Origin of the sequence: Burkholderia sp. Bp9004 (genome assembly GCF_003858025.1) — a bacterium.
GTDB lineage: Bacteria > Pseudomonadota > Gammaproteobacteria > Burkholderiales > Burkholderiaceae > Burkholderia > Burkholderia diffusa.
Genome location: NZ_QTQD01000002.1, coordinates 319,159 through 343,660, shown reverse-complemented (window position 1 = coordinate 343,660; position 24,502 = coordinate 319,159). Strand labels below are relative to the sequence as shown.

The 24,502-nt window shown below is 68.5% G+C and carries 26 protein-coding genes, 1 other RNA gene and 1 riboswitch; of the genes, 14 read left to right on the top strand and 13 right to left on the bottom strand.

Annotation, left to right across the window (positions count from 1 at the left end; translation table 11 throughout):
- The first annotated feature begins 53 nt into the window (after positions 1–53).
- Genes cobU through DIE08_RS03825 form a run of 4 tightly spaced genes read left to right on the top strand, consistent with a single transcriptional unit; the run spans position 54 to position 3,478 of the window.
- Positions 54–614, top strand: a complete 561-nt coding sequence (cobU, locus tag DIE08_RS03840) for a bifunctional adenosylcobinamide kinase/adenosylcobinamide-phosphate guanylyltransferase (RefSeq protein WP_124901044.1) — start codon at positions 54–56, stop codon at positions 612–614.
- Positions 608–1,552, top strand: coding sequence for an adenosylcobinamide-phosphate synthase CbiB (gene cbiB / locus DIE08_RS03835; protein WP_124621612.1), 945 nt, complete (start codon positions 608–610; stop codon positions 1,550–1,552). Before cobU ends, cbiB begins: the two co-directional genes overlap by 7 nt.
- On the top strand, positions 1,545–2,564 hold the full coding sequence (gene cobD / locus DIE08_RS03830) for a threonine-phosphate decarboxylase CobD (protein ID WP_124901043.1): 1,020 nt from the start codon (positions 1,545–1,547) through the stop codon (positions 2,562–2,564). Before cbiB ends, cobD begins: the two co-directional genes overlap by 8 nt.
- Positions 2,561–3,478 (top strand): cobalamin-binding protein, encoded by a 918-nt coding sequence (locus DIE08_RS03825; RefSeq protein ID WP_124901042.1) that lies wholly within the window; start codon positions 2,561–2,563, stop codon positions 3,476–3,478. The genes cobD and DIE08_RS03825 overlap by 4 nt, the downstream gene beginning before the upstream one ends.
- A gap of 47 nt (positions 3,479–3,525) precedes the next feature.
- Here DIE08_RS03825 and cobC read toward each other — a convergent pair whose 3' ends face one another.
- From cobC to DIE08_RS03800, 5 genes are read right to left on the bottom strand one after another with little or no spacing between them, the layout of a single operon-like run.
- Positions 3,526–4,110, bottom strand: a complete 585-nt coding sequence (gene cobC / locus DIE08_RS03820; RefSeq protein ID WP_124621607.1) for an alpha-ribazole phosphatase — start codon at positions 4,108–4,110, stop codon at positions 3,526–3,528.
- Positions 4,095–4,871, bottom strand: a complete 777-nt coding sequence (locus DIE08_RS03815) for an adenosylcobinamide-GDP ribazoletransferase (protein WP_124901041.1) — start codon at positions 4,869–4,871, stop codon at positions 4,095–4,097. The genes cobC and DIE08_RS03815 overlap by 16 nt, the downstream gene beginning before the upstream one ends.
- Positions 4,861–5,916: a nicotinate-nucleotide--dimethylbenzimidazole phosphoribosyltransferase gene (gene cobT, locus DIE08_RS03810; RefSeq protein ID WP_124901040.1), complete on the bottom strand. Its 1,056-nt coding sequence runs from the start codon at positions 5,914–5,916 to the stop codon at positions 4,861–4,863. The genes DIE08_RS03815 and cobT overlap by 11 nt, the downstream gene beginning before the upstream one ends.
- 52 nt (positions 5,917–5,968) lie before the next feature.
- Positions 5,969–6,781 (bottom strand): ABC transporter ATP-binding protein, encoded by an 813-nt coding sequence (locus tag DIE08_RS03805; protein ID WP_059603794.1) that lies wholly within the window; start codon positions 6,779–6,781, stop codon positions 5,969–5,971.
- Positions 6,778–7,776, bottom strand: a complete 999-nt coding sequence (locus DIE08_RS03800) for an iron ABC transporter permease (protein ID WP_124901039.1) — start codon at positions 7,774–7,776, stop codon at positions 6,778–6,780. The genes DIE08_RS03805 and DIE08_RS03800 overlap by 4 nt, the downstream gene beginning before the upstream one ends.
- Positions 7,777–8,473: 697 nt before the next feature.
- Positions 8,474–8,727, bottom strand: a riboswitch (cobalamin riboswitch).
- A gap of 176 nt (positions 8,728–8,903) precedes the next feature.
- Here DIE08_RS03800 and DIE08_RS03795 point away from each other — a divergent pair.
- The 5 genes from DIE08_RS03795 (at position 8,904) to DIE08_RS03775 (ending at position 11,307) form a co-directional block, all read left to right on the top strand.
- Positions 8,904–9,254 carry a hypothetical protein gene (locus tag DIE08_RS03795; protein WP_059603797.1) on the top strand — a complete coding sequence of 117 codons (351 nt, stop codon included), beginning with the start codon at positions 8,904–8,906 and terminating at the stop codon, positions 9,252–9,254.
- Positions 9,251–9,565 (top strand): cell division protein ZapA, encoded by a 315-nt coding sequence (locus tag DIE08_RS03790; RefSeq protein ID WP_011885730.1) that lies wholly within the window; start codon positions 9,251–9,253, stop codon positions 9,563–9,565. Before DIE08_RS03795 ends, DIE08_RS03790 begins: the two co-directional genes overlap by 4 nt.
- Positions 9,566–9,645: 80 nt before the next feature.
- Positions 9,646–9,827, top strand: a non-coding RNA gene (gene ssrS / locus DIE08_RS03785) — 6S RNA.
- Between the two features lie 69 nt (positions 9,828–9,896).
- Complete coding sequence (locus tag DIE08_RS03780; RefSeq protein WP_059603800.1) at positions 9,897–10,358, top strand: EVE domain-containing protein; 462 nt, start codon at positions 9,897–9,899, stop codon at positions 10,356–10,358.
- 208 nt (positions 10,359–10,566) lie between these two features.
- Positions 10,567–11,307: an SIMPL domain-containing protein gene (locus DIE08_RS03775; RefSeq protein ID WP_059603803.1), complete on the top strand. Its 741-nt coding sequence runs from the start codon at positions 10,567–10,569 to the stop codon at positions 11,305–11,307.
- 174 nt (positions 11,308–11,481) lie between these two features.
- Here the strand turns inward: DIE08_RS03775 and lgt are convergent, their stop codons facing one another.
- On the bottom strand, positions 11,482–12,372 hold the full coding sequence (gene lgt, locus DIE08_RS03770) for a prolipoprotein diacylglyceryl transferase (protein ID WP_124901038.1): 891 nt from the start codon (positions 12,370–12,372) through the stop codon (positions 11,482–11,484).
- Between the two features lie 89 nt (positions 12,373–12,461).
- Positions 12,462–13,379 carry a LysR family transcriptional regulator gene (locus tag DIE08_RS03765; protein ID WP_124901037.1) on the bottom strand — a complete coding sequence of 306 codons (918 nt, stop codon included), beginning with the start codon at positions 13,377–13,379 and terminating at the stop codon, positions 12,462–12,464.
- A gap of 135 nt (positions 13,380–13,514) precedes the next feature.
- On the opposite strand from DIE08_RS03765, the gene ilvD reads away from it, so the two are divergent.
- Both ilvD and DIE08_RS03755 read left to right on the top strand, forming a co-directional pair.
- Positions 13,515–15,188 (top strand): dihydroxy-acid dehydratase, encoded by a 1,674-nt coding sequence (ilvD, locus tag DIE08_RS03760; RefSeq protein ID WP_059603812.1) that lies wholly within the window; start codon positions 13,515–13,517, stop codon positions 15,186–15,188.
- A gap of 125 nt (positions 15,189–15,313) precedes the next feature.
- On the top strand, positions 15,314–15,643 hold the full coding sequence (locus DIE08_RS03755; RefSeq protein ID WP_059603815.1) for a c-type cytochrome: 330 nt from the start codon (positions 15,314–15,316) through the stop codon (positions 15,641–15,643).
- A gap of 135 nt (positions 15,644–15,778) precedes the next feature.
- On the opposite strand, the gene DIE08_RS03750 is transcribed toward DIE08_RS03755, so the two are convergent.
- The 3 genes from DIE08_RS03750 to DIE08_RS03740 are packed head-to-tail and all read right to left on the bottom strand — an operon-like array spanning position 15,779 to position 18,456.
- Entirely contained in the window at positions 15,779–16,468 is a 690-nt protein-coding gene (locus DIE08_RS03750; RefSeq protein ID WP_124901036.1) for a DUF2486 family protein, read from the bottom strand.
- Between the two features lie 25 nt (positions 16,469–16,493).
- Positions 16,494–16,910, bottom strand: coding sequence for a DNA polymerase III subunit chi (locus DIE08_RS03745; protein WP_059603821.1), 417 nt, complete (start codon positions 16,908–16,910; stop codon positions 16,494–16,496).
- Positions 16,911–16,944: 34 nt separating this feature from the next.
- Positions 16,945–18,456 (bottom strand): leucyl aminopeptidase, encoded by a 1,512-nt coding sequence (locus DIE08_RS03740; protein ID WP_124901035.1) that lies wholly within the window; start codon positions 18,454–18,456, stop codon positions 16,945–16,947.
- A 122-nt stretch (positions 18,457–18,578) separates the two neighbouring features.
- Between DIE08_RS03740 and lptF the strand changes: the two genes are divergently transcribed.
- Genes lptF through DIE08_RS03725 form a run of 3 tightly spaced genes read left to right on the top strand, consistent with a single transcriptional unit; the run spans position 18,579 to position 21,231 of the window.
- Positions 18,579–19,670 carry an LPS export ABC transporter permease LptF gene (lptF, locus tag DIE08_RS03735; protein WP_124901034.1) on the top strand — a complete coding sequence of 364 codons (1,092 nt, stop codon included), beginning with the start codon at positions 18,579–18,581 and terminating at the stop codon, positions 19,668–19,670.
- A gap of 3 nt (positions 19,671–19,673) precedes the next feature.
- On the top strand, positions 19,674–20,822 hold the full coding sequence (gene lptG / locus DIE08_RS03730; protein ID WP_124901033.1) for an LPS export ABC transporter permease LptG: 1,149 nt from the start codon (positions 19,674–19,676) through the stop codon (positions 20,820–20,822).
- Positions 20,823–20,847: 25 nt separating this feature from the next.
- Positions 20,848–21,231, top strand: coding sequence for a sirohydrochlorin chelatase (locus DIE08_RS03725; protein ID WP_124901032.1), 384 nt, complete (start codon positions 20,848–20,850; stop codon positions 21,229–21,231).
- Positions 21,232–21,310: 79 nt separating this feature from the next.
- Here the strand turns inward: DIE08_RS03725 and cobA are convergent, their stop codons facing one another.
- From cobA to cysD, 3 genes are all read right to left on the bottom strand, one after another.
- Positions 21,311–22,060 (bottom strand): uroporphyrinogen-III C-methyltransferase, encoded by a 750-nt coding sequence (cobA, locus tag DIE08_RS03720; protein ID WP_124621592.1) that lies wholly within the window; start codon positions 22,058–22,060, stop codon positions 21,311–21,313.
- 75 nt (positions 22,061–22,135) lie between these two features.
- Entirely contained in the window at positions 22,136–23,452 is a 1,317-nt protein-coding gene (locus DIE08_RS03715) for a sulfate adenylyltransferase subunit 1 (protein ID WP_059603843.1), read from the bottom strand.
- Between the two features lie 22 nt (positions 23,453–23,474).
- Positions 23,475–24,437, bottom strand: a complete 963-nt coding sequence (gene cysD / locus DIE08_RS03710; protein ID WP_059603846.1) for a sulfate adenylyltransferase subunit CysD — start codon at positions 24,435–24,437, stop codon at positions 23,475–23,477.
- Between the last annotated feature and the right edge of the window lie 65 nt (positions 24,438–24,502).

Sequence of the window (24,502 nt, the reverse complement as noted above, 5' to 3'; positions counted from 1 at the left end):
CAAAGGCCGCATTATCGCCCGCGCCGCCACGCGTGCGCCGTTACAATCACGCGATGATTCCGCACGACCTCACCTTCGTCCTCGGCGGCGCGCGCTCGGGCAAGAGCGCGCACGCCGAGCGGCTCGCCGCCGACAGCGGCCGCCCCGTCACCTATATCGCGACCGCGGCCGCGACGGCCGCCGATGCCGAATTCGAACGGCGCATCGCGCATCACCGCGCGCGCCGGCCGGCCGACTGGGGCTTCGCCGACGCACCCGTCGACCTCGCCGGCACGCTCGCGCGGCTCGACGATCCGCGCGCGTGCCTGCTCGTCGACTGCCTGACGCTGTGGCTCACGAACCTGCTGTGCCCGCTCGACGGCGAACCGCTCGACGATGCGCAGTATGCGGCGCAGGTCGAGCGGCTCGAGCACGCGTTGTGCGGTGCGCGCGCGAAGGTGATTATCGTCAGCAACGAAATCGGGCTTGGCGTCGTGCCGCTCGGGTCGGTCACGCGCCGCTACGTCGACGAACTCGGGCGCCTGAACCAGCGCATCGCCGCGCTCGCGACGCGCGTGACACTGCTGGTCGCCGGGCTGCCGCTCGAACTCAAGGCCGGAGCGCCGTCATGCTGATGCTGTCGCTGCCGGTCGTCGCGATGCTCGCGGTCGCGGCCGCGATCGTCGATCGCATCGTCGGCGAACCGGCCGGCTGGCATCCGCTCGTCGCGTTCGGCCGGCTCGCCGCGCGCATCGAAGGCGCGCTGAACACGGGCCGGCGCGGCCGCATGGTCGGCGTCGCCGCATGGCTCGCGGCGGTGGTGCCGCCGGTGGCCGTCGCCGCATGGCTCGCGGCCGTGCTGCCCTGGCCGCTCGCGGCCGCGCTGCACGTCGCGCTGCTGTGGTTCGCGCTCGGCGCGAAAAGCCTCGCCGACCATGTCGCACCGATCGCCGCCGCGCTGCTGCGGCACGACCTCGACGCCGCGCGCGCGCTGACCGCACGCATCGTCTCGCGCGACACGAGCGAAGCCGACGAAGGCGCACTGTCGCGCGCGGCCGTCGAATCGGCGCTCGAGAACGGCAACGACGCGATCTTCGGCGCACTCTTCTGGTTCGTCGTCGCGGGCGGCCCCGGCGCGCTGCTGTTCCGGCTCGCGAACACGCTCGACGCGATGTGGGGCTACCGCACACCGCGCTTCCTGACGTTCGGCTGGGCCGCCGCGCGCCTCGACGACGCGCTCAACTGGATTCCCGCGCGCCTCACCGCCGCGAGCTACGCGCTGCTCGGCGACACGGCCGCCGCGTGGCGCTGCTGGCGCACCCAGGCGCGCCACTGGGACAGCCCGAACGCAGGCCCCGTGATGGCTGCCGGCGCCGGCAGCCTGAACGTGCAGCTCGGCGGCCCGGCCGTCTATCATGGCGAAATCGAAGACCGTCCCGCGCTCGGCACCGGCGCGCCGGCGACGGCCGTGCACGTCGTCGCCGCGCTGTCGCTCGTCACGCGCACGCTCGCGCTGTGGCTCGCGCTGCTCGTCGCGAGCGGCGCACTCATTCTCGCTACCCATCATGTCTGACGCACGCATCCCGCACGGCGGCAACCTGCACGAAGCCGCGCGCCGCCACGGCATTCCGTACGACGCCTGGCTCGACCTGTCGACCGGCATCAATCCCGTCGGCTATCCGGTGCCGCCGGTCCCGGCCGACGCATGGCGCCGGCTGCCCGACGACGGCGATACGCTCGCCGCATGCGCGGCCGGCTACTACGGCGCACCCAATGCCGCGCACGTGCTGCCGGTCGCCGGCAGCCAGGCCGCGATCCGCGCGTTGCCCGCGCTGCTGCCGACTGGCGACGCCGGCGTCGCTGCGCTCGCGTACGGCGAATACGCACCTGCATTCGCGCGCCACGGCCATCGCGTCGTCCCGCTCGACATCGACGCGGACGTGCTGCCCGCAACGCTACGCCACGTCATCGTCGGGAATCCGAATAATCCGACCGCAGAATTCGTTCCGGCCGAACGGTTGCTCGGCTGGCATGCTCAGCTGTCGGCACGCGGCGGCACGCTGATCGTCGACGAGGCATTCGCGGATACGGGCGCCACGCCATCGCTCGCGCAGTTCACCGATCGTCCGGGCCTCGTCGTGCTGCGCTCGGTCGGCAAGTTCTTCGGACTCGCCGGCATTCGAGCCGGCTTCGTGCTCGCCGGTCCCGAGCGGGTCGCCGCGCTGCGCGACATGCTCGGCGCATGGACCGTGAGCGGCCCCGCGCGTCACGCGGTCGCCGCCGCCTTCGCCGACCGCGCATGGCAGGCCGCCGCGCGCGCGCGGCTCGCGGCCGACGGCCAGCGCCTCGCCGCGCTACTGCGCACGCACGGCTTCGCGGTGCACGCGACGCCGCTGTTCAGCTGGACCGACGATCCGCGCGCCGCCGCGCTGCACGCGGCGCTCGCCGCACACGGGATCTGGACGCGGTACTTTGCACGACCGTCGAGCGTGCGCGTCGGCTTGCCGGGCAACGAAGCCGAATGGCGGCGCGTCGCCGACGCACTCTCGCAGTGCGTCCCGACGGTGTCACAGGCATCCGCATGAACGCCTGCCTGTTCCGCCGGTTGCCGGCCCTCGCGTCGCTGGTCGCGCTCGCGCACGCGCCCTTCGCTCACGCGGACGTGACGACCCGCGACGATGCCGGTAATACGGTCGCGCTGCCCGCGCCGGCGCAACGCGTGATCAGCCTCGCGCCGCATGCGACCGAGCTGGTCTACGCGGCCGGCGGCGGTGCGAAACTGGTCGGCACGGTCACGTACAGCGACTACCCGCCCGCCGCGCAAGCCGTGCCGCGCGTCGGCGACAACAAGGCGCTCGACCTCGAGCGAATCGCCGCGCTGAAGCCCGACCTGATCGTCGTCTGGCGACACGGCAACGCCGAGCGGCAAACCGACGCGCTGCGTGCACTCCACATTCCGCTGTTCTTCAGTGAACCGAAACATCTCGACGACGTGGCCACGTCGCTGCGCCGGCTCGGCACGCTGCTCGGCACGGAACCGGTCGCCGACGCGGCCGCGGCATCGTTCTCGTACGATATCGCCGCGCTGCGCGCGCGTTACGCGGCACGCCCGCCCGTCACGATGTTCTTCCAGGTATGGGATCGCCCGCTGACGACGCTCAACGGCGCGCATCTGTTCAACGAAGTCATCACGCTGTGCGGTGGTCGCAACGTGTTCGCGGCGCTGAAGCCGCTCGCGCCGACCGTCACCGACGAGGCCGTGCTTGCGGCGAATCCGGAAGCGATCGTGACGACGAGTGCCGGCGCGACACGTTCGGACGCACCGCTGCCGAGCCTCGCGCGCTGGCGTGCGTGGCCTGCGCTGACGGCCGTGGCGCGCAACAACCTGTTCGCGATCGACGGCGATTTGCTGACCCGCCCGTCGCCGCGCATCGCGCAAGGCGCGGCCGCACTGTGCGAGGATCTCGACGCCGCACGGGCGCGGCGGCCGGCGCGCTGACTTCGGGCCTCGATGCCCTTGCGCGCGTCAGACGAGCAAGCGCTCGCCTATTCGTCCCAGTGGACGACTTCCCATGTGCGCGCAGCATCCTCCGTCCGCAACCAGACGACGCCGCCCGTCGGCACCGGTCGCGACAGCAGCGTATCGAGCGGCACGCGCAACGCATGCGACGCGAATGCGCGAATCACGCCTGCATGCGTGAGCGCCCATTGCTGCGCGTCGGTCCGCGCGACCGCGTCCGCGATCCGTGCGACGCGCGCGGCGAACCGTGCGACGCTTTCGCCGCCATGCGCGCACGCATGCATCAGGTCGGCCGCCCATGCATCGAGCGCCGCGCGGTCGATATCGTCCCAGCGCCGCAGCTCCCACGCGCCGAAGTCCATTTCCTGCCAGCCGGCATCGCGCCGCAGCGGCACGTCGAACGTCTGTGCGAGCCGCTCGGCGACCGACGTGCACCGTGTCAGCGGGCTCGTCCAGACCTGCTCGGGCAACGGCGCCCCGAGCGCCGCCAGACGCTCGCGCACGGCCCGCGCCCCCGCCTCGGCCGATGCGGCGAGCGGCACGTCGCTGCGTCCGTAGCAAACGCCCGGTTCGACATCGACGGCCGGATGGCGAATCAGTACGAGATCCATCCGAGCACCACGAGATAAATCGCCAGCTCGCTCAACTGCTGCGCGAAGCCGAGGCAGTCGCCCGTATAACCGCCGATCCGCTTCACGAAATAGCGGGCCGCCCATGCGCGCACGAGCACGAGCGCGACGAGAGCCGCGAGACCCGCGCGCCAGTCCGGCCAGAACAGCCACGGCAGCCCGAATGCGGCCGCGATCCAGGCGGCGCGTGCGCCCATGCGTTGCGCGACCGGTTTCGCCTTGCCTTCCGGCCGGACATAGTCGAGCGACATCAGCAGGCTCACGGCCCCCGCGCGGCTCGCCGCATGCGCGGCGATCATCGTCCACGCGGCGCGCAGCGGCGGCATGGTCGCGAGCGCCTGCCATTTCAGGCCGAGCGCGATCACGAGCGCGACCGCGCCGAACGTGCCGATGCGCGAATCGTGCATGATGCGCAGCACGTCGTCTCGCGCATAGCCGCCGCCGAACGCATCGCAGCTGTCGGCCAGGCCATCCTCGTGGAACGCGCCGGTCGCGAGCAGCGTCGCGGCCATCGACAGGCCGACCGCGATCGACGCGGGCAACACGCGCAGTGTCGCGAGATAAACGAGCGCGCCCCACGCGCCGACGCACGCGCCGACCAGCGGAAAGTAACGTGCCGCCTGATCGAGATCGCCGGCTGCGTAGCCGATCGCGCGCGGCACCGGCACGCGCGTGAAATAGCCGAGCGCGACGAAGAAATAGCGCAGTTCGGCGCGTACACCGCTCGCGCGCTCAGGCGTCACGATTGTCTACGCCCGCGGATTCGAAGCTCGCCATCTCGGTGAGGAACGCGACCGCCGCGCGCACCAGCGGCAGCGCGAGCGCGGCGCCCGTGCCTTCGCCGAGGCGCAGGTCGAGCGCGAGCAGCGGCTTCGCGCCGAAATGCTCGAGCATGCGCCGGTGCCCGGCCTCGTGCGACGCATGCGAGAACACGCAGTAGTCGCGCACGCCGGGCGCGATGCGCTCGGCGACCAGCAGCGCGGCCGTCGCGATGAAGCCGTCGACGAGGATCGTCATCCGCTCGCTCGCGGCCGCGAGATACGCGCCCGTCATCATCGCGATCTCGAAACCGCCGAACGTCGCGAGCACATCGAGCGGCGCGATCGCGTGCGAATGCCGGACGAGCGCGCGGCCGAGCACCGCGCGCTTGTGCGCGAGCCCCTGGTCGTCGAGGCCCGTGCCGCGCCCGACGCACGCGTCGATCGGCACGTCGAGCAGACGGCTCATCAGGCATGCGGCCGACGACGTGTTCGCGATCCCCATTTCGCCGAAGCCGATCACGTTCGTGCCTAGCGAGGCGTGCAGGCGCACGCGCGCCGCACCGGCGGCGAGCGCCGTCTTCGCTTCGTCGGGCGTCATCGCCGGTTCAACCGCGAAGTTGCGCGTGCCGTGCGCGACGGGCAGCGACACGAGCCGGTCGGACACCGGCAGCGGCGACGCGACGCCCGCATCGACGATCTCGAGCACGCTCTGCGCGACGCCCGAGAACGCATTGATCGCCGCGCCGCCGGCCAGGAAGTTCGCGACCATCTGCGCGGTGACCGCCTGCGGATACGGGCTCACGCCCTCGGCCGCGATCCCGTGGTCGCCGGCGAACACGATCGTCACCGGACGCTGTACATGCGGCTTCTCGGTGCACTGGATCAGGCCGATCTGCAGCGCGAGAGCCTCGAGCTGGCCGAGGCTGCCGGGCGGCTTGGTCTTGTGATCGATCACATGCTGCAGGCGCTTTCGCAGCGTGTCGTCGAGCGGCGCGATTGCGGGCGGGAAGTCGGTCGGATTCGTCATCGGAAGGTTGCCTTGTTGGCGCGGCCGGTGCCGCGCATCGAAAGAATGAAGTTCATCGTCGCTCGGGCCACGCAGGCAGCAGCGCGTCGCGGCCGTTCTCGCGGATCAGCACGAGCGGGTAGCCGAACGCGTCGCTCGCGCGCGCCGGCGTCAGTACATCGTGCACGGGGCCCGCCCACGCATGGCCGCGGCCGTCGAGCAACAACGCGTGCGTCGCGAAACGCCGCGCGAGATTCAGGTCGTGGCATGAGAACAGTACAGTGCGCGGGCCCCCGTCGAGCCATGCGCTCAGCGCGGTCAGGCCGTCGATCTGGTGATGCAGGTCAAGATGGGCGAGCGGTTCGTCGAGCAGCATCAGCGGCGCGTCCTGGCACAGCGTCGCGGCCAGCGCGACGCGCTGCCGCTCGCCGCCCGACAGCGACAGCACGTCGCGCGACGCGAGTGCGGTCAGCCCGAACGTCGCGAGCGCGTCGCGCGCGGCCGCGCGGTCGCCGTCGCGCTCCCATCCCCAGCCGCCGAGATACGGGAAGCGGTTGAGCAGCACCGTGTCGAATACCGTCGCGCTGAACGCATCGTGCAATTGCTGCGGCATCAGTGCGCGGCGCCGTGCGAGCTGTTCGGGCGGCCATGCGGCGAGCGGCCGGCCGTCGATCTCGACGTGGCCGCCGGCCGGTCGCTGCAGGCCCGCGAGCGTCGCGAGCAGCGTCGTCTTGCCCGCGCCGTTCGGCCCCGCGACGCACCAGATCTCGCCGGAACGGAACGCCTGCGTGAAGCCGTCGAGCAGCGTCCGTTCGCCGGCCTTCAGCGTGAGATCGATCGCTGCGTAGGTCATGTCGCCGGCAGTGTGCGGTGCGGCGTGCGTCATCGCATCGGTCTCCTCAGCAACATCCACAGGAACACCGGCACGCCGATCAACGCGGTCATCACGCCGACCGGCAATTGCGCGGGTGCGATCGCCGTGCGCGCGAGCAGGTCGGCGGCCATCACGCCGCCGCCGCCCGCGAGCATCGCGGCGGGCAGCAGCATGCGCTGGTCGTTTCCGAATGCGAGCCGCAACCCATGCGGCACGACGAGGCCGACGAAGCCGATCGTGCCGGCCGTCGTCACCGCGGCCGCCGCGGCCAGCGACGCGACGAGGTAGATCCGCACGCGAACTCGCGCGACCGGCACACCGAGCGCGAGTGCGGTCGCGTCGCCGCGCAGCAGCACGTTGAGCTGCGGCGCGGCCGGCAGCGCGACGCATGCGGCCACCAGCAGCGCGCCCCATGCGAACCACGGCGCCGTCACGCCGTTCAGGTCGCCCGTCAGCCAGAAGATGATGCCGCGCAGTCGCGCATCGGGCGCGAGCGACAGCAGCAGCGTGACGAGCGCGCCCCACCCGGCCGCGATCACGACACCCGTGAGCAGCAGCCGCGGCGACGCATCGCGCGAGTCGCCGCGCCACAGCTCGCGGCGAGCAAGCCCGAGCACGAGCGCGACGGAAACGAGCGCGCCGGCGAACGCGGACGCATCGACGAGCCACCACGCGCCGCCCGCGATCATCGTGACGAGCGCGAAGCCGGCCGCGCCGCCGGACACGCCGAGCACATACGGCTCCGCGAGCGGATTGCGCAGCAGCACCTGCAGCAGCGCACCGGCCAGCGCAAGCAGCGCGCCGCACGCGAACCCCGCAAGCGCACGCGGCAGCCGGAGCGTGCGCACGATGTCGGCGAACAGTGCGTCGCCGCCGTGCGGCACAAGCGACGCGAGCGCCTGCCACGGTGACATCGGCACGCTGCCGATCGACAGCGATGCGACGAACAGCAACGCGACCACGGCCGCGAGCGCTAGCCAGATCGCGGCGGCACGCGCGGCGCTCATGCGCCGCACGGCATCGCGCACGACGCGCGATGCTTCCGCCGACCATCGTTGCCGGCCAGGCGCGGCACCAGCGTCGCGCTCCGGTGTGTTGCAGACTTACGCAAGCTCGTCATCCTCGTCGAACAGGTTGTTGATGCGTGCACGGACGAACAGCGACCCGGTGATGTCATCGCGCGCGCGGCTCGGATGCCATGCCATGTGCGGCAGAGCGAGCGATGCACGGCCGGCGGCGCACCATAGCGCGCACCACGATCGATACCCCGATTCCCACGTTTGGCCGATCGCGTCCCGCAAGCATTCGGCCGGCCGAACGTCGGTCGCACCGGCGTGACACGGCCACGATCCATCGAGCCGCACCTGCGTGCGGTCGACATTCTGCGCAATATAGAGGAAGCCGCCGCATCGGGTCGATCGGCATCGCGGTTGCGTCGTAGCCATCAGGCATGTTCGGCGCGGCGACCGCGACATCCGGCGGCAAAGGCGCGTCGGCGCGCGGCGCGACAGGTGCCGGCGCCGCAACGGCCTGCGTCGTCGCCGATCCGGGCGAACCAGCCGCCGCCGCAGTGTGCGCGACGGCGAGATGCGGCGCGCCGCGGCGTGCGCCGGAGGCCGTGCGGACGATTGGGGTCAGCATCGAAGACAAGTCCCGTGAAGCACTGCGCGCCCCGCGTCCCCGCAGGCCGCGCGTCATGAAGCCGTACAGGCTCCCCGCCTCGGCCGGTATCCGGGCTGGCGGCGTACCGGCTCGCCTTCCCGCGCGTATCACGCGCAGTGGCCCGCGCCCGCGTGCGACCTGCACGCGAAACGCGCCCGAGCCGGCCTGCGTCGTCCGACGCGGCCGCTTACCGTTGCGGGGGCAGCGCAGGTTGGCGATCTCCATGCGGAGCACGCGCCCTGCTTCCCGTTTAACCGCGCGACACGCGCGCGAGCACCGAGGCGGCGCCAGTTTAGGAGCGGGTCGCGCAAGCGTCAAGAAAGCGGCCGAACGTATGCCGGGAGCACGCCGCGAACACGCCGGAGCCGCGTATTCGCGGCAAGAAGCCGGGGTGTTACGACTGGAAACGTTACAGATGTCGGAATGCGCGTTATTCCGCGCTAAAATGCTGGGTCTTTAGAGGACGCAGCAAATGCTCAACGAACTCGAAACCTTATCTCAAAATATTGGCCGTCTGATCTCGCTGAACAAGCGCTATCACGCGGAACGGCTCGCGCTCGAGGAGCAAGTCGCGCAAATGCGCGCGGAAGCGGACACGGTCCGCGCGGAACTCGCGCAACTGCGCGACGAACGCAATGCGCTCGCGGCCGAGCGCGACACGCTGTCGGCAAAGATCGACGACGCTCAGGTCAAACTGAACGCGATTCTCGAAAAGCTGCCGCGCACGAAGAACGCAGAGCAAGCCGACAACCAGCTCGACCTGCTCGATGCGCAGGCGCGCACGGATGGCGACGACGCGGCCAGCCACGGAGAACATGCATGAGCACCAAGCAGATCGAAGTCTCGATTCTCGGCCAGCCCTATCGGCTCGCCTGTTCGGCCGAGACCGAAGCGGCGTTGCTCGAGGCCGTCGCACGCGTCGACGCTGAAATGTCGAAGATCCGCGCGAACAGTTCGGTGCGCGGCACCGACCGTATCGCGGTGATGGCGGCACTGTCGCTCGCATCCGAATTGCTGCGACTGCAAACGAGCGTGCGTCACGGTGAAGCATTTCCGGCGGAAGAAATCCGTCGTACAATGCACCAGATGAACGAACAGCTCGGCGCGGTGCTCGCACAGCACGAGACGCAGTAACGTTTGATCGATGCGTCGATTCCCCTTGATCTCGGCGATCAACGGTGGTCAAATTGGCGCAACGAAACACAGTTCAGTCAGCTTCCCTGCCTGGTTCGCCAAGGTCATATATTCCTTGAACCAATGCCATGTGCACGGTTGCGGAAATTTGTAGCACGGGCGCGCGCGTCACTCTGTCTGATGTACCCGAAGTGCTGCTAACTGCGACCAATTCTGAACCCCAGGTTCAGGATGCCGGCCTAGCGGCCAAGGCGGGGGCCTATCCAACGGCATCGGGGATCCCCGATGCCGTTTCCTTTTGTAGCAGCCCTTTCTGCGTCGATTACGATCCATGCAATACTGGCTGATGAAGTCCGAACCGGACGAAGCAAGCATCGACGATCTCGCGCACGCACCGCAGCACTCGCTGCCATGGACCGGCGTGCGCAACTATCAGGCGCGCAATTTCATGCGCGACACGATGAAGATCGGCGACGGCGTGCTGTTCTATCACTCGAGCTGCCCTGAGCCGGGCATCGCGGGCCTCGCCGAAGTCTCGTCGACGCCCTACCCCGACCCCACCCAGTTCGATCCGAAAAGCCCGTATTACGATCCGAAGTCGACGCAGGAAGCACCGCGCTGGCTGCTCGTCGACGTGCGCTTCGTGAAGAAGTCGCCGCTCGTGCCGCTCGCCGCATTGCGCGAGCATGACGAACTCGCCGACATGCGCGTGCTCGCACGCGGCAATCGGCTGTCGATCACACCCGTCACGCGCGCCGAGTGGCGCTTCATCACCGAAAGGCTGATGAAGTAGGCGCACGCAGTCGCGGCACGCGCAACAGACAAACAGCAAAGGTCAAATCCCGTCAAGACGCGCCGCCGCCACGGAACTCGCGACGCGTTCGTGCAGCCTAAGCAACCGCTGTCGCCCGATCGGGACGACGGCCGTTTTTTCGTCGCGCGGTACGCCCGCGTCGCGCACGCGTGATCCGCATGCGCGCCCTCGCACAAGGAGTCCAACAATGACCAAGAAATCCGCACTCGCGCTGTCGCTCGCCCTCGCCGCCGCCGTGCCCGTCGCGCTGACGCTCGCGTCACCGGCCGCGCACGCGCAGACCGCGAACCCGCACTTTCCGGAACCGGCGGGCGTGCTGTCGCTGTCGTCGCAGGCCAGCGCCGACGTGCCGCAGGACATCATCCACATCACGCTGTTCTACGAACAGCAGGCGAAGGACCCGGGCAGCCTGACGTCCGCGCTCAACCAGCGGGCCGACGCGGCGCTCGCGCAGGCGAAGGGCGTATCGGGCGTCACCGCGCACACCGGTGCGTTCTCCGTGTATCCGAGCACCGATCGCGACGGCAAGATCTCCGCATGGCGCGGCCGTACCGAAGTCGTGCTCGAATCGCGCGATTTCGCGGCGGCGTCGAAGCTCGCGGGCCAGCTGTCGAACCAGATGCAGGTCGCGAACGTCGAGTTCTCGTTGTCGCCCGAAGCACAGCGCACGGCCGAGCAGAAGCTCACGACCGAAGCGATCAAGTCGTTCCGCGCGCGCGCAGACGAAGCCGCGAAGGCCTTCGGCTACAACAGCTACTCGATCCGCGACGTGAACGTCGGCGGCAGCCGCAACGTGCAGCCGTACCCGCGCATGCTGGCGATGGCCGCGGCACCGACGGACAGCGCGAAGATGAGCGCGCCGATCTCGGTCGAAGGCGGCAAGGCGACCGTGTCGGTCACGGTCAACGGCTCGGTGCAGATGAAGTAACGCACGTCGCACAACGCGCGGCAGATGCGAAAACGCCGGCCTTCGGGCCGGCGTTTTTCGTTCGAGAGCCTGCGATCGATGCGCACGCCGATCGTGCGCATCCGCATCGCATCACGCATCACGCGTCATGCGTCACACAGCTCGCGCGTGACGCAACCGCATGACGCAGCAACATCACGCCGCCACGCTCGCCGCGCGGCGACGGTACGCCCACACCAGCAGCGCGATGCCCGCGAGAATCATCGGCAGCGACAGCCACTGCCCCATCGACAGGCCGAGGGCAAGCAGGCCGAGGAAGTCGTCCGGTTCACGCGCGAATTCAACCGTGAAGCGCGCGAGCCCGTAGCCGATCAGGAACAGCGCGGATATCGCGCCCATCGGCCGCGGCTTGCGCGAGAAGAAGAAGAGCACGAAGAACAGCGCAACGCCTTCGAGCGCGATTTCGTAGAGCTGCGAAGGATGGCGCGGCAACATCTGGTACTGCATGAACACGTCGGCGAGATGCCACTTCTCGACGAGCGCCGGATGCCTCGGCAGCCACGCCGCGTCGTCACGCATCGCGCCCGGGAACAGCATCGCCCACGGCGCGCTCGGATCGGTCACGCGGCCCCACAGCTCGCCGTTGATGAAGTTGCCGAGCCGCCCGGCCGCGAGCCCCGTCGGCACCATCGGCGCGACGAAATCGGTGACCTGCAGCCAGTGACGCTTGCGCTGCCACGCGAACAGGGCCATCGCGAGCGTCACGCCGAGGAAGCCGCCGTGGAAGGACATTCCGCCTTCCCACACCTTGAACACGTCGAGCGGATGCGAGAAGTAGAAGTCGGCCTTGTAGAACAGCACGTAGCCGAGCCGGCCACCGAGCACGGTGCCGAGCACACCGTAGAACATCATGTCGTCGATGTCCTTGGCGGTCCAGCCCTGCGCCGCGACGTACGGCAGCTTCAGGCGGATCCGGCCGACGACGATCGCCGCGATGAAGCCGACGAGATACATGAGGCCGTACCAGCGCACGGCCAGCGGCCCGAGATGGATCGCTACGGGGTCGAAATTCGGGTGAATGATCATGGGTTAGCGATGAAGTTTTCGAATGCGGTACGGCGCTCGCACCGGCGCCGCACCGCGCATTGGACGGCGCTGGCGCGCCATCGTTCGCATCATGCGGCAAGACCGTGCGCGCGCACGACGTCGATGAAGCCGGCGAGCACCGGGCTGACATCGCCCGTGCGCCACACGAGGCCAGTCTCGACGACCGGTGCGTCGCCGGCGAGCGGCCGATAGACCACGCCGGTGCGCCGCAGGTTACGCAACGACTGCGGCACCAGTGCGACGCCCATGCCGGCCGACACGAGGCTGACGATCGTCTGCATCTGGATTGCCTCCTGGCCGATGCGCGGGGTTTCCCCCGCCGCGCCGTAGCAGCCCGTAATGATGTCATAAAAGCCGGGCGCCAAACGACGCGGGAAGATGACGAGCGGCAGCGCGGACAGCTCGGCCAGATGCACGGGTTCGTCTTCGGGCACGCCGGGGGCCGCGGCCGCCGGCATCGCGACCACCAGCGGCTCGCGCACGACCGGCAGGTACGACAGCCCGGCCGCGTGGCGCGGCGGCACCGGCGGAATCACGAGCCCCGCGTCGATGCGGCCGGCGACGAGTTCGTCGATCTGTACGTCGCTCGTCGCTTCCGCGAGCTGCAGCCGCACGTGCGGATAGCGTGCGCCGAACGCGCGCAGCAGCGACGGCAGCAGCCCGTAATCGGCGGTCGACACGAACGCGAGCGACAGCGAACCGGCTTCGCCGCGCGCGAGACGCCGCGCGAGCGGCGGCAGCGCGTCAGCCGACGCGAGCAGCCGGCGGACGTCGGGCAGCAGCGCCGCGCCGACCGCCGTCAGCGCGACCGAGCGCTTGGTACGCGCGAACAGCGCGACGCCGAGCGCCTCCTCCAGCGCCCGGATCGCCTGCGACAGCGGCGGCTGCGTCATCGACAGGCGCTCGGCCGCGCGGCCGAAATGGCGCTCGTCGGCAACGGTCACGAAATAGCGCCACTGGCGCAGATCGGGCGTCGGGTCGGCCATGTCTTACTCATTCGCAAAACGACTTAATAATCGACAAATAATATATTGGACATTCCAAACCGGAAACTCCATTCTTGATTGATCCGAACCGGCGCGCCGTTCGCGGGAGTCGCCAATACAACGATGGAGTCCCCCATGCCGTACAACCGTCGCTCGAAGCACATCACGCAAGGCGTGGCCCGTTCGCCGAATCGCTCGATGTATTACGCCCTCGGCTACCAGAAGGACGATTTCGACAAGCCGATGATCGGCATCGCGAACGGCCACTCGACGATCACGCCGTGCAACTCGGGCCTGCAGCGGCTGTCGGACGCGGCCGTCGCGGCCGTGAAGGCGGCCGATGCGAACCCGCAGATCTTCGGCACGCCGACGATCTCGGACGGCATGTCGATGGGCACCGAGGGCATGAAGTATTCGCTCGTGTCGCGCGAAGTGATCGCCGACTGCATCGAGACCTGCGTGCAGGGCCAGTGGATGGACGGCGTGGTGGTGGTCGGCGGCTGCGACAAGAACATGCCGGGCGGGATGATCGCGCTCGCGCGCCTGAACGTGCCGGGCATCTACGTGTACGGCGGCACGATCCGGCCCGGCCACTGGAAGGGCCGCGACCTGACCATCGTGTCGTCGTTCGAGGCGGTCGGCGAGTTCACCGCGGGCCGGATGTCGCAGGAAGATTTCGAGGGTGTCGAGCAGAACGCGTGTCCGACGTCGGGGTCGTGCGGCGGGATGTACACCGCGAACACGATGAGCTCGTCGTTCGAGGCGCTCGGCATGTCGCTGATGTATTCGTCGACGATGGCGAACCCCGATCAGGAGAAGGTCGACTCGGCCGCCGAATCGGCGCGCGTGCTGGTCGAGGCCGTGAAGCGCGACCTGAAGCCGCGCGACATCATCACGAAGGCGTCGATCGAGAACGCGGTGTCGCTGATCATGGCGACTGGCGGCTCGACCAACGCGGTGCTGCACTATCTGGCGATCGCGCACGCGGCCGAGATCGACTGGACGATCGACGACTTCGAGCGCATCCGCAAGCGCGTGCCGGTGATCTGCGACCTGAAGCCGTCGGGCCAGTACGTGGCGACCGACCTGCACCAGGCCGGCGGCATCCCGCAGGTGCTGCGGATCCTGCTCGATGCGGGGTTGCTGCACGGCGACTGCATGACGATCACCGGCCGCACGATCGCCGAGGAGCTGAAGGACGTGCCGGGCGTGCCGCGCGCGGACCAGAAGGTGATCTTCCCGATCGACCGCGCGCTGTACAAGGAAGGGCATCTCGCGATCCTGAAGGGCAACCTCGCGCAAGACGGTGCGGTCGCGAAGATCACCGGCCTGAAGAACCCGGTGATCACGGGCCCGGCGCGCGTGTTCGACGACGAGCAAAGCGCGATGGACGCGATCCTCGGCGACCGGATCCGCGCAGGCGACGTGCTGGTGCTGCGCTATCTCGGTCCACAGGGCGGCCCCGGCATGCCGGAAATGCTCGCGCCGACGTCGGCGATCATCGGCAAGGGGCTCGGCGAATCGGTCGGCTTCATCACCGACGGCCGCTTCTCGGGCGGTACCTGGGGGATGGTGGTCGGGCACGTCGCGCCCGAGGCCTTCGTCGGCGGCACGATCGCGCTCGTGCAGGAAGGCGACTCGATCACGATCGATGCGCACCGGCTCGTGCTGCAGCTGAACGTCGACGACGCCGAGCTCGCGCGCCGGCGCGCCGCGTGGAAGCAGCCGGCGCCGCGCTACACGCGCGGCGTGCTCGCCAAGTACGCAGCCCTCGCCCGCCCGGCGAACAAGGGTGCCGTCACCGGCTGATGCGGCACGCAGGTCATGCGACCCCATTGCAGACGGCCGCCGGGGAAACGCGCAAAACGCGCATTCCCTTTGCTTTTATAATGCGCGGACCGTGAAGCCGGCCGTTCCCGCCGGCGGAGAACCGCATGAAACAGACGATATCGCGCGCGCTGCTCGTGGCGCTGCTGACCGGCGGCGCGGCGGCGGCACACGCCGACCAGGCCAGCGACGGACTCGTGCTCGCGCAGCGCAAGAACTGCATGGCCTGCCATGCGGTCGGCAAGCCGCTGATGGGCCCGTCGTTCCACGACATCGCGGGCAAGTACGCGGCACGTGCCGACGCCGTCGATTACCTCGCGCAATCAATCGTGAAGGGCAGCGTCGGGGTGTGGGGCGGCGTGCCGATGCCCGCCAATACGCAGCTGACGAGCGTCGAGGCGCACACGCTCGCGCAGTGGGTGCTGTCGCTCCACTGAGTTGGATGACCGGGCGCGCGCCGCGCCTGGCACCCGGCACGATTCCATGCCTCTCGTTGCAACCGGATCGGCGATCGTCAACAACGGCGATCGGAGCCGCGCCCGCGGCGCCAGCGCACGACACTCGCCGTGCGCTCAGCCTGAACGACCCGTCCGGCGGCGAGCGATCTCTTCGTCGACCGCGTCGCGAACCCATTCCATCACTTCGGTTTCGAGCGCCAGCGCCACTTCGCGCGTGATCTGGCCGACCAGCCAGGCCGTATGGTCGTGCAGCGCGTCGCGGCAGCGTGCCCCGATGACCTCGCGCCCTTCCCCGGTCAGATAATTCGTCAGCCGATTGCGCAGACGCTCGGCGATATGGTGCGCGTCCTCCGGTGTCAGCGCGCCGGCCGCACGCGACTCCGGAAGCGCTGCGCGAGCAGGATGATCGGTGGCCAGCCCGTCGGCAGCCGGTGCGCCCGCGTGGGACGGCATCGCTTCACCGGGCTCGCGCGGCGTCGCGGCAACGCCGGCCTGCTGCCCCTCGTCATCGGCCAGCGCGGAGCGCAACGGCGCCTGCGCCGCAGCCGATTCCTCGGCGACGACGTGTCCGGCGGCACCGGGTTGCGCCGGCGCATCGCTGTCGCCCGGCAGTTCGACGGTCGGGACGTCCGGCGTCGGCACCGGCTCGACCACCACGAATTCGGGGTCGGTTCCCGTGCGCTCCGGCGCGGCGGCATCGTCGCGCGGCGGCATATCGGTCGCGGACGAACGCGCCGGCACCGGCTTGCCCGGCACCAGCACGTCGGTCAGCGTCGGGATCGAAGAGGATTCGGCTTGTGTCACGGGGACGCTCCGTCGACGGTTTCGGCTAGCTGCCTTGCTTGTAGTTGTTCAGCGCGTATCCGCGATCGCGGTAGAAGCGGTAGCGGTCGCGGCCCGCGGCCAGTTCGTCCGGCGCATTGCCGACCACCTCGAGCAGGCGTTCGAAGCGCGCGAACTGCGCGGGCACGGCCGCGCCGAGGTTCAGCAGCACGTGGTGATGCGGCGCCTGGTCGAGATCAGCGGTCAGCACGATCGGCGTGCCGGCCGCATGCGCGCTGTCGACGCCGCAGTGCGGAATGAAATCGAGCGGCGAGAACGTCCAGAGCTGCTCGTCGAGCGCGCGCAGGCGCGCGGGTTCCGCGAGCACGACGACCGGCTGCCCGGCCTGGTAGGCCTTGCGCAGCAGCCGGCACGCGTACGCGAGCGAATCGCCGACGTTCGAATGGAAATCGATTCGCGTCATTGCCCGCGCACCCGCATCGTCGTGAGACCTGCCATCACTGGCCGGCGCGGTCGATCAGGAACTGCGCGAGCAGCGGCACCGGACGGCCGGTCGCACCCTTCGCCGCGCCGCCCTTCCACGCCGTGCCGGCGATGTCCAGGTGTGCCCAAGGATAGCTGTCGGTGAAGCGCGACAGGAAGCACGCCGCCGTCACGGCGCCGGCCGGACGCCCGCCGATGTTCGCGATGTCCGCGAAATTCGACTTCAGCTGATCCTGGTATTCGTCGTCGAGCGGCATGCGCCACGCCGGATCGTTCGCTTCGCGCGAGGCGTCGAGCAGCTCGCCCGCGAGTGCATCGTCCTTCGAGAACAGGCCGCTGTTGTGTCCGCCGAGCGCGATCACGCAAGCGCCCGTCAGCGTCGCCACGTCGATCACCGCTGCGGGCTTGAAGCGTTCCGCATAAGTGAGCGCGTCGCACAGGATCAGGCGGCCCTCGGCGTCGGTGTTGAGCACCTCGATCGTCAGCCCCTTCATGCTGGTGACGATGTCGCCCGGCTTCGTCGCGTTGCCGCCCGGCATGTTCTCGCAGGTCGGCACGATCGCGACGACGTTGATCTTCAGGCCCATTTCGGCGACCGCACGCATCGTGCCGAGCACCGAGCCCGCGCCGCACATGTCGTACTTCATCTCGTCCATGCCCTCGCCCGGCTTCAGCGAGATGCCGCCCGTGTCGAACGTGATGCCCTTGCCGACCAGCACGACCGGCGCGGCCTTCGCGGCGGCGCCCTGGTAATGCAGCACGATGAACTGCGGCGGCTCGACCGACGCGCGCGCGACCGACAGGAACGAGCCCATCTTGAGCGCCTGGATCTGCTTCAGGCCGAGCACCTCGACCTTCAGACCCCAATCCTTCGCGATCTTCTTCGCGGTATTGCCGAGATAGGTCGGCGTGCACACGTTGCCGGGCAGGTTGCCGAGGTCACGCGTGAGGTCCATCCCGTTCGCCAGCGCGACGGCCTGCTTGGCCGCCAGCTTCGCCGCCTTTTCATCGGCCGGATTGACGCTGAACACGACGCGCTTGAGCGCATGCGACGCCGGTTCCGGCTTGCTCTTCATCTGCGTGAAGCGGTAGGTCTCGTTGCGCAGCGCGAGAATCGCCGCACGCACGCCCCAGTCGGAGCCGCGCTCGTCGACCGGCAGTTGCGCGAGCGTGAACGTGACCTGCACGACCTTGGTGGCCAGCAGCGCGCGCCATGCGGCCGTCGCCGCGTCGTTGTAGGCTTTCTGATTGAAAGCATCCTGCTTGCCGAGGCCGACGAGCAGCACGCGCGACGCACCGATGCCCGATACCTCGTGCAGGAACAGCGTCTTGCCGCGCTTGCCGTCCATGTCGCCGGCCTTCGCCACGCGCGAGATCAGCCCCTTGGTGGCCGTGTCGATGTCGAGCGCCGCGCCCGAGAGAGTCTGCGCCTCGAAGATGCCGAGCACGATGCAGTCGGACTTCCCGGTCAGGAACCCCTTGGCCTCGCCTTTGCTCCAATCACAGCCTTTTATGCTAAAGTCCATCGCGCTTGTCCTCGGATAAAATCTGGGCTAAGGATGAAAGCCGCAATTATCCGCTATTTTTCCCGTGGCGGCGCGAGCGCTCCACCACGCGTGCGCAGCCTCCCGCCCTCTTCTCATCAAGAATGATCTTCGAACGCTCCCTCCAGCGCGAGCTTGCGTATACGGCTGGCGCCGTGTTCATGGTGCTGCTCACGATCATGCTCACGACGATGATGATCCGCATCGTCGGCTATGCCGCGTCCGGCGAAATCGATCCGCGCGACGTGCTCGTGCTGATCGGCCTGACCGTGATCGGCTATCTCGCCGTGATGCTCGTCGTCACGCTGTTCGTGTCGATCCTGTTCGTGCTGACCCGGTGGTACCGGGACTCCGAAATGGTCGTCTGGCTCGCGTCGGGCGTGAGCCTCACGCGCCTGATCAAGCCGATCGGCGTGTTCGCCACGCCGATCATCCTGCTGATCGCGTTCTTCGCGTTCGTCGGCTGGCCGTGGTCGAACCAGCAGAGCAAGATGATCAAGGCGCGCTTCCAGCAGCGCGACGAGATCTCGTTGCTCGCGCCAGGCCAGTTCCGCGAATCGGCGTCGAACCATCGCGTGTTCTTCATCGAGAAGATGTCGCCGGACCAGAGCAAGGTGCAGAACGTGTTCGTCACGTCGACCGAGAACGGCAAGGTCAACGTCGTGGTATCGCACACCGGCCACACGGAAACGAAGGACGGCGATCGCTTCGTCGTGCTGGAGGACGGCCGCCGCTACGACGGCACGCCCGGCCAGCCGAACTTCAAGATCATGGAGTTCCAGCGCTACGGCGTGAAGATCACGAGCACGCCGGTCACCAACGTACCGACCACCAACAGCACGCCGACGCCCGACCTGCTGCGCAACCCGACGCGCGACAACCTCGCGGAATTCGCGTGGCGCGCGGGGCTGCCGCTGATCGCGATCAACCTGATGGTGCTCGGCATTCCGCTGTCGTACCAGAACCCGCGCCGCAGCCGCACGATCAACCTCGTGATGGCCGTGCTGATCTACCTCACGTACTCGAACCTGCTGAACGTCGTGCAGTCGCAGATCGAGCAGGGCAAGATGTCGTTCGGCGTCGGCCTCGTCGGCCTGCACCTGGTCGTCGCAGCGATCGTCGCGTTCATCTTCTGGTTGCGCGTGCGCAATCGTCCGCTGTTTACACGCGCGCTGTTCGGCCGCTCGGGAGCATGATCGATGCGGCTCTATGAAAAATACTTCGCGCGGCAGATCTACGTCACGTTCGTCTTCATCCTGTTCGCGTTCTCGGGCCTGTTCTTCTTCTTCGACCTGATCAGCGAACTGAACTCGGTCGGGCACGGCAACTACAAGTTCGGCTACGCGGTGCTGCGCGTCGCGCTGCAGACCCCGTCGCGCTTCTACGAGATCATCCCGGTCGCCGCGCTGATCAGCGCGATCTACGTGTTCGCGCAAATGGCGGCGAACTCGGAATTCACGATCTTTCGCGTGTCGGGCCTCGCGACCAACCAGGCGCTGCGCTCGCTGCTGAAGATCGGCATTCCGCTCGTGATCATCACCTACCTGATCGGCGAATTCGTCGGCCCGTACGCCGACCAGCTGTCCGAACGCGTGCGGCTGCAGGCGCTCGGCGCGTCGGTATCGTCGAACTTCCAGTCGGGCGTGTGGGTGAAGGACACGCTCGCGGCCCGCGAGAACGGCGAGCAGGTCACGCGCTTCGTCAACGTCGGCAGCCTGTCGCCCGATTCGACGATCAGCAACGTGCGCATCTACGAATTCGACTCGAAATTCCAGCTGCAGAACGTTCGGATCGCGCAGACCGGCCGCTACGAGCCGCCCGGCCACTGGCTGCTCAAGGGTGTGACGGAAACCGAACTGACGCCGATCAAGCCGATCAGCGGCGAACCGGCCGACGCGCTGAACCCCATATACCGGTCGCAGCAGGTGATGCTGCCCGAATACCGGCTGCGCTCGGACCTGACGCCGCAGATCCTGTCGGTGCTGCTCGTGTCGCCGGAACGGATGTCGCTCATCAACCTGTTCCGCTACATCCAGCACTTGCGCGAAAACCAGCAGGACACGCAGCGCTACGACATCGCACTGTGGCGCAAGCTGCTCTACCCGTTCGCGGTGTTCGTGATGCTCGTGCTGTCGCTGCCGTTCGCGTACCTGCATACGCGTGCCGGCGTGGTCGGCGTGAAGGTGTTCGGCGGCATCATGCTCGGCATGAGCTTCCAGCTGCTCAACACGCTGTTCTCGCACATCGGCACGCTGAACACGTGGCCCGCGCCGCTGACCGCGGCGACACCGGGCCTCATCTATCTCGCGCTCGGCCTGTTCGCGCTCAAGTGGGTCGACCGGCACTGAGCGCCGTCACGACGGAGGCTTCGACATGAGTTCGCACGGTATCGTCCTGTTCGGCCACGGCGCACGCGATCCGCGCTGGGCCGAGCCGTTCGAGCGGCTCGCCGCACGGCTGCGCGCGGCCGGCCCCCCTGCCCCGCACGTGTCGCTCGCGTTTCTCGAGCTGATGACGCCGTCGCTCGATACGGCCGTTGCCGCGCAGGTCGCGGCCGGCTGCACGCGCATCACCGTGGTGCCCGTGTTCTTCGGCCAGGGCGGCCATGTGCGCCGCGACCTGCCGCAGCTCGTCGACGCGTGCCGTGCCGCGCATCCGGGCATCGAGATCCATTGCGCGACGGCCGTCGGGGAAGACGACGGCGTGCTCGATGCGATCGCACGCTACTGCATCGACCAGCTCGGCCGCGACGCATAAGCGAACCGGTGGCCCAAACAAAAAAGCGCTGGCTTCGGAAGCCAGCGCTTTTTTTGCGCCTGCAAACCACGCGTTCGACTCAAGCGGCGTCCTGCAGCGCATCGCCCTCTTTCACGCGCCGCACGCGTTCGGCGAACGCATCGCCGATCATCAGCAGGCTCGGTTCCGCAGGGTCGAGCCACGCCTGCGCGTCGCCCGCCGCCATCTGCGCAAGCGTGAGCGTCAGCGTGCGCTCGCGCACGGTGCTGCAGGCCTCGACGATCGCCACCGGCGTCGCGGGCGCACGGCCCGCGTCGATCAGTTCGCGGGCGATGCCCGGCGCGCTGTCGCGCCCCATGTAGTAGACGATCGAATCGGCGCGCGCGGTCTCGCGAATCTCGTCGCTGCCCGGTGCACGGCTGTGCGTCGCGAACGCGACGCTGCGCGACACGCCGCGCAACGTCAGCGAGCGCTTCAGCGTCGCCGCGCCGGCCAGCGCCGCGGTGATGCCCGGCACGACCTCGTAATCGATGCCGGCCGCCTCGAGCGCGCGCATTTCTTCTTCGGCGCGACCGAACAGCATCGGATCGCCGCCCTTCAGGCGGACGACGCACGCATGCTCGCGCGCCGCGTCGACGATCTGCTTGTTGATGAAGTGCTGCGCGGTCGAACGCTGCCCGCAGCGCTTGCCGACCGCGATTTTCCGCGCGTTCGGCGCATAGTCGAGCATCGCGGGCTCGACGAGCGCGTCGTGCAGCACGACGTCGGCTTGCTCGAGCAGCCGCGCGCCACGCACCGTGATGAGGTCCGCAGCGCCCGGCCCTGCTCCGATCAGATACACCTTGCCCATGTTTGTCGCTTCGCTTGTCCTGCTCGTGGACGGCAACCGGCGCGCGCCGCCCGCACGGGCGGCGCTCAACGCCGGTTATGCCGAGAACGCCCGGATCATGCCGGCGGCGACCGTATGATGCGTCGCCTCGTCGATCAGCACGAACGCGCCCGTGCCCGGGTGCGCGTCGTACGTGTCGCAGACGATCGGCTTCTGCAGCGTCAGCGCCACGCGGCCGATGTCGTTCATCTTCAGTTCCTGGCGGTCGGTCGCGTGCGACAGCGTATGCACGTCGAGCACTTCCTTCACCGCGCCGATCTTCGCGAACACCGTGCTCGTGGTCTGCTTCAGCAGATACTTGCGGTGCGGCGACAGCGGCGTCTCGTCGAACCAGCACAGGTCCGCCTCGAGCTTCTTCGCCGGCGCGACCGTCTCGGCGGTCGTGACGAACATGTCGCCGCGCGACACGTCGACGTCCTGTTCAAGGCGAATCGTCACCGTCTGGCCCGCGAATGCGTGCGCAACCGACGCGGTGCCGCCCGGCACCGGCGCGACGATCTCGGCGATCGTCGCGGTGCGGTTCGACGGCAGCACGACGATTTCGTCGCCGACCTTCACCTCGCCCGATTCGATCCGGCCCATGTAGCCGCGGAAATCGTCGGCTGAGCTGCCGTCCTGGCGTGCGACCCACTGCACCGGGAAGCGCAGCGCGTCATGGGCCTGCGTCTCGACCGGCAGCGATTCGAGCACGTCGAGCAGCGGCTCGCCCGCATACCACGGCATGCGCTCGCTCGCGCCGACGATGTTGTCGCCCTTCAGCGCCGACACCGGCACGAAACGCACGTCTTTCAGGCCGAGCTGCTTCGCGAGCGCAACGTACGCATCGCGGATCTCGTTGAAGCGCGCTTCGCTGTAGTCGACGAGGTCCATCTTGTTGATCGCGACGATCACGTGCTGCAGCGCGAGCAGCTTCACGATCGCGCTGTGGCGCTTCGTTTGCGGCAGCAGTTCCGCAACGCCGTTCTCGACCGTCACGCGCGTCGCGTCGACCAGGATGATCGCCGCATGCGCGGTCGATGCGCCCGTCACCATGTTGCGCGTGTACTGCTCGTGGCCCGGCGTGTCGGCGATGATGAACTTGCGCTTCGCGGTCGCAAAGTAGCGGTATGCGACGTCGATCGTGATGCCCTGCTCGCGCTCGGCTTCGAGCCCGTCCGTCAGCAGCGCGAGGTCGATCTCGTCACCGACCGTGCGCTTGTTCTTCGCGCGCGACAGCGCGGACAGCTGGTCGGACAGCACGGCCTTGCTGTCGTACAGCAGGCGGCCGATCAGCGTGCTCTTGCCGTCGTCGACGCTGCCCGCGGTGATGAAGCGCAACACGCCGAGGTCTTCGGTGTTCTCGATGATGCTCATGATGTGAATGTCCTCGTGTGCTTCAGAAATAACCTTGCTTCTTGCGCTGTTCCATCGCGGCTTCGGATGCCTGGTCGTCCATCCGGGTCGCGCCGCGTTCGGTGATCTCGGTCACCGCCGTCTCGGCGATGATCTTCTCGACGTCGTCCGCATCGCTCTCGACCGGGCACGTGCAGCTGATGTCGCCGACCGTGCGGAAGCGCACCTGCGCGAGTTCGCTCGTCTCGCCGTCACGCATCGGCGTGAGCGGCGTGACCGGCACGAGCAGACCGTTGCGGCGCACGATCTCGCGCTGGTGCGCGTAGTAGATCGACGGCAGTTCGAGGTTCTCGCGCGCGATGTACTGCCACACGTCGAGCTCGGTCCAGTTCGAGATCGGGAACACGCGCAGGTGCTCGCCCTTGTGCAGGCGTGCGTTGAACAGACTCCACAGTTCCGGGCGCTGCGCCTTCGGATCCCACTGGCCGAATTCGTCGCGGAACGAGAAGATCCGCTCCTTCGCGCGCGCCTTCTCTTCGTCGCGGCGCGCACCGCCGATCAGCGCCGTGTAGCCGTGCTGTTCGATCGTCTCGAGCAGCGTGACGGCCTGCGCGGCGTTGCGCGAATCGGTTTCGCGGCGCAGCACGACCGTGCCGCGCCGGATCGAATCCTCGACGTGGCCGACCACCAGCTCGGCGCCCAGCTCTTGCGCACGGCGGTCGCGGAAGTCGATCACTTCCTCGTAGTTGTGGCCCGTGTCGATGTGCACGAGCGGGAACGGCAGCGTCGTCTTGCGGTTCGCGCCGAGGCCGAATGCCTTCAGCGCGAGGTGCAGCACGACGACCGAGTCCTTGCCGCCCGAGAACAACAGCGCCGGCTTGCTGCATTCGGCAACGAGTTCGCGCAGGATGTGGATCGACTCGGCTTCGAGCCAGTCGAGGTGGCCCATGCGGTCGTCGGCACCGGTGGGCGGGGCAAAGGCGGATTGCTCGAGCGTCGTGCTCATGATTTCAGTCCTTCTCTTCTGGGTTCGTGCCGCCCGCTGTCGCAGGCGGCGCAATATTCGGTTTC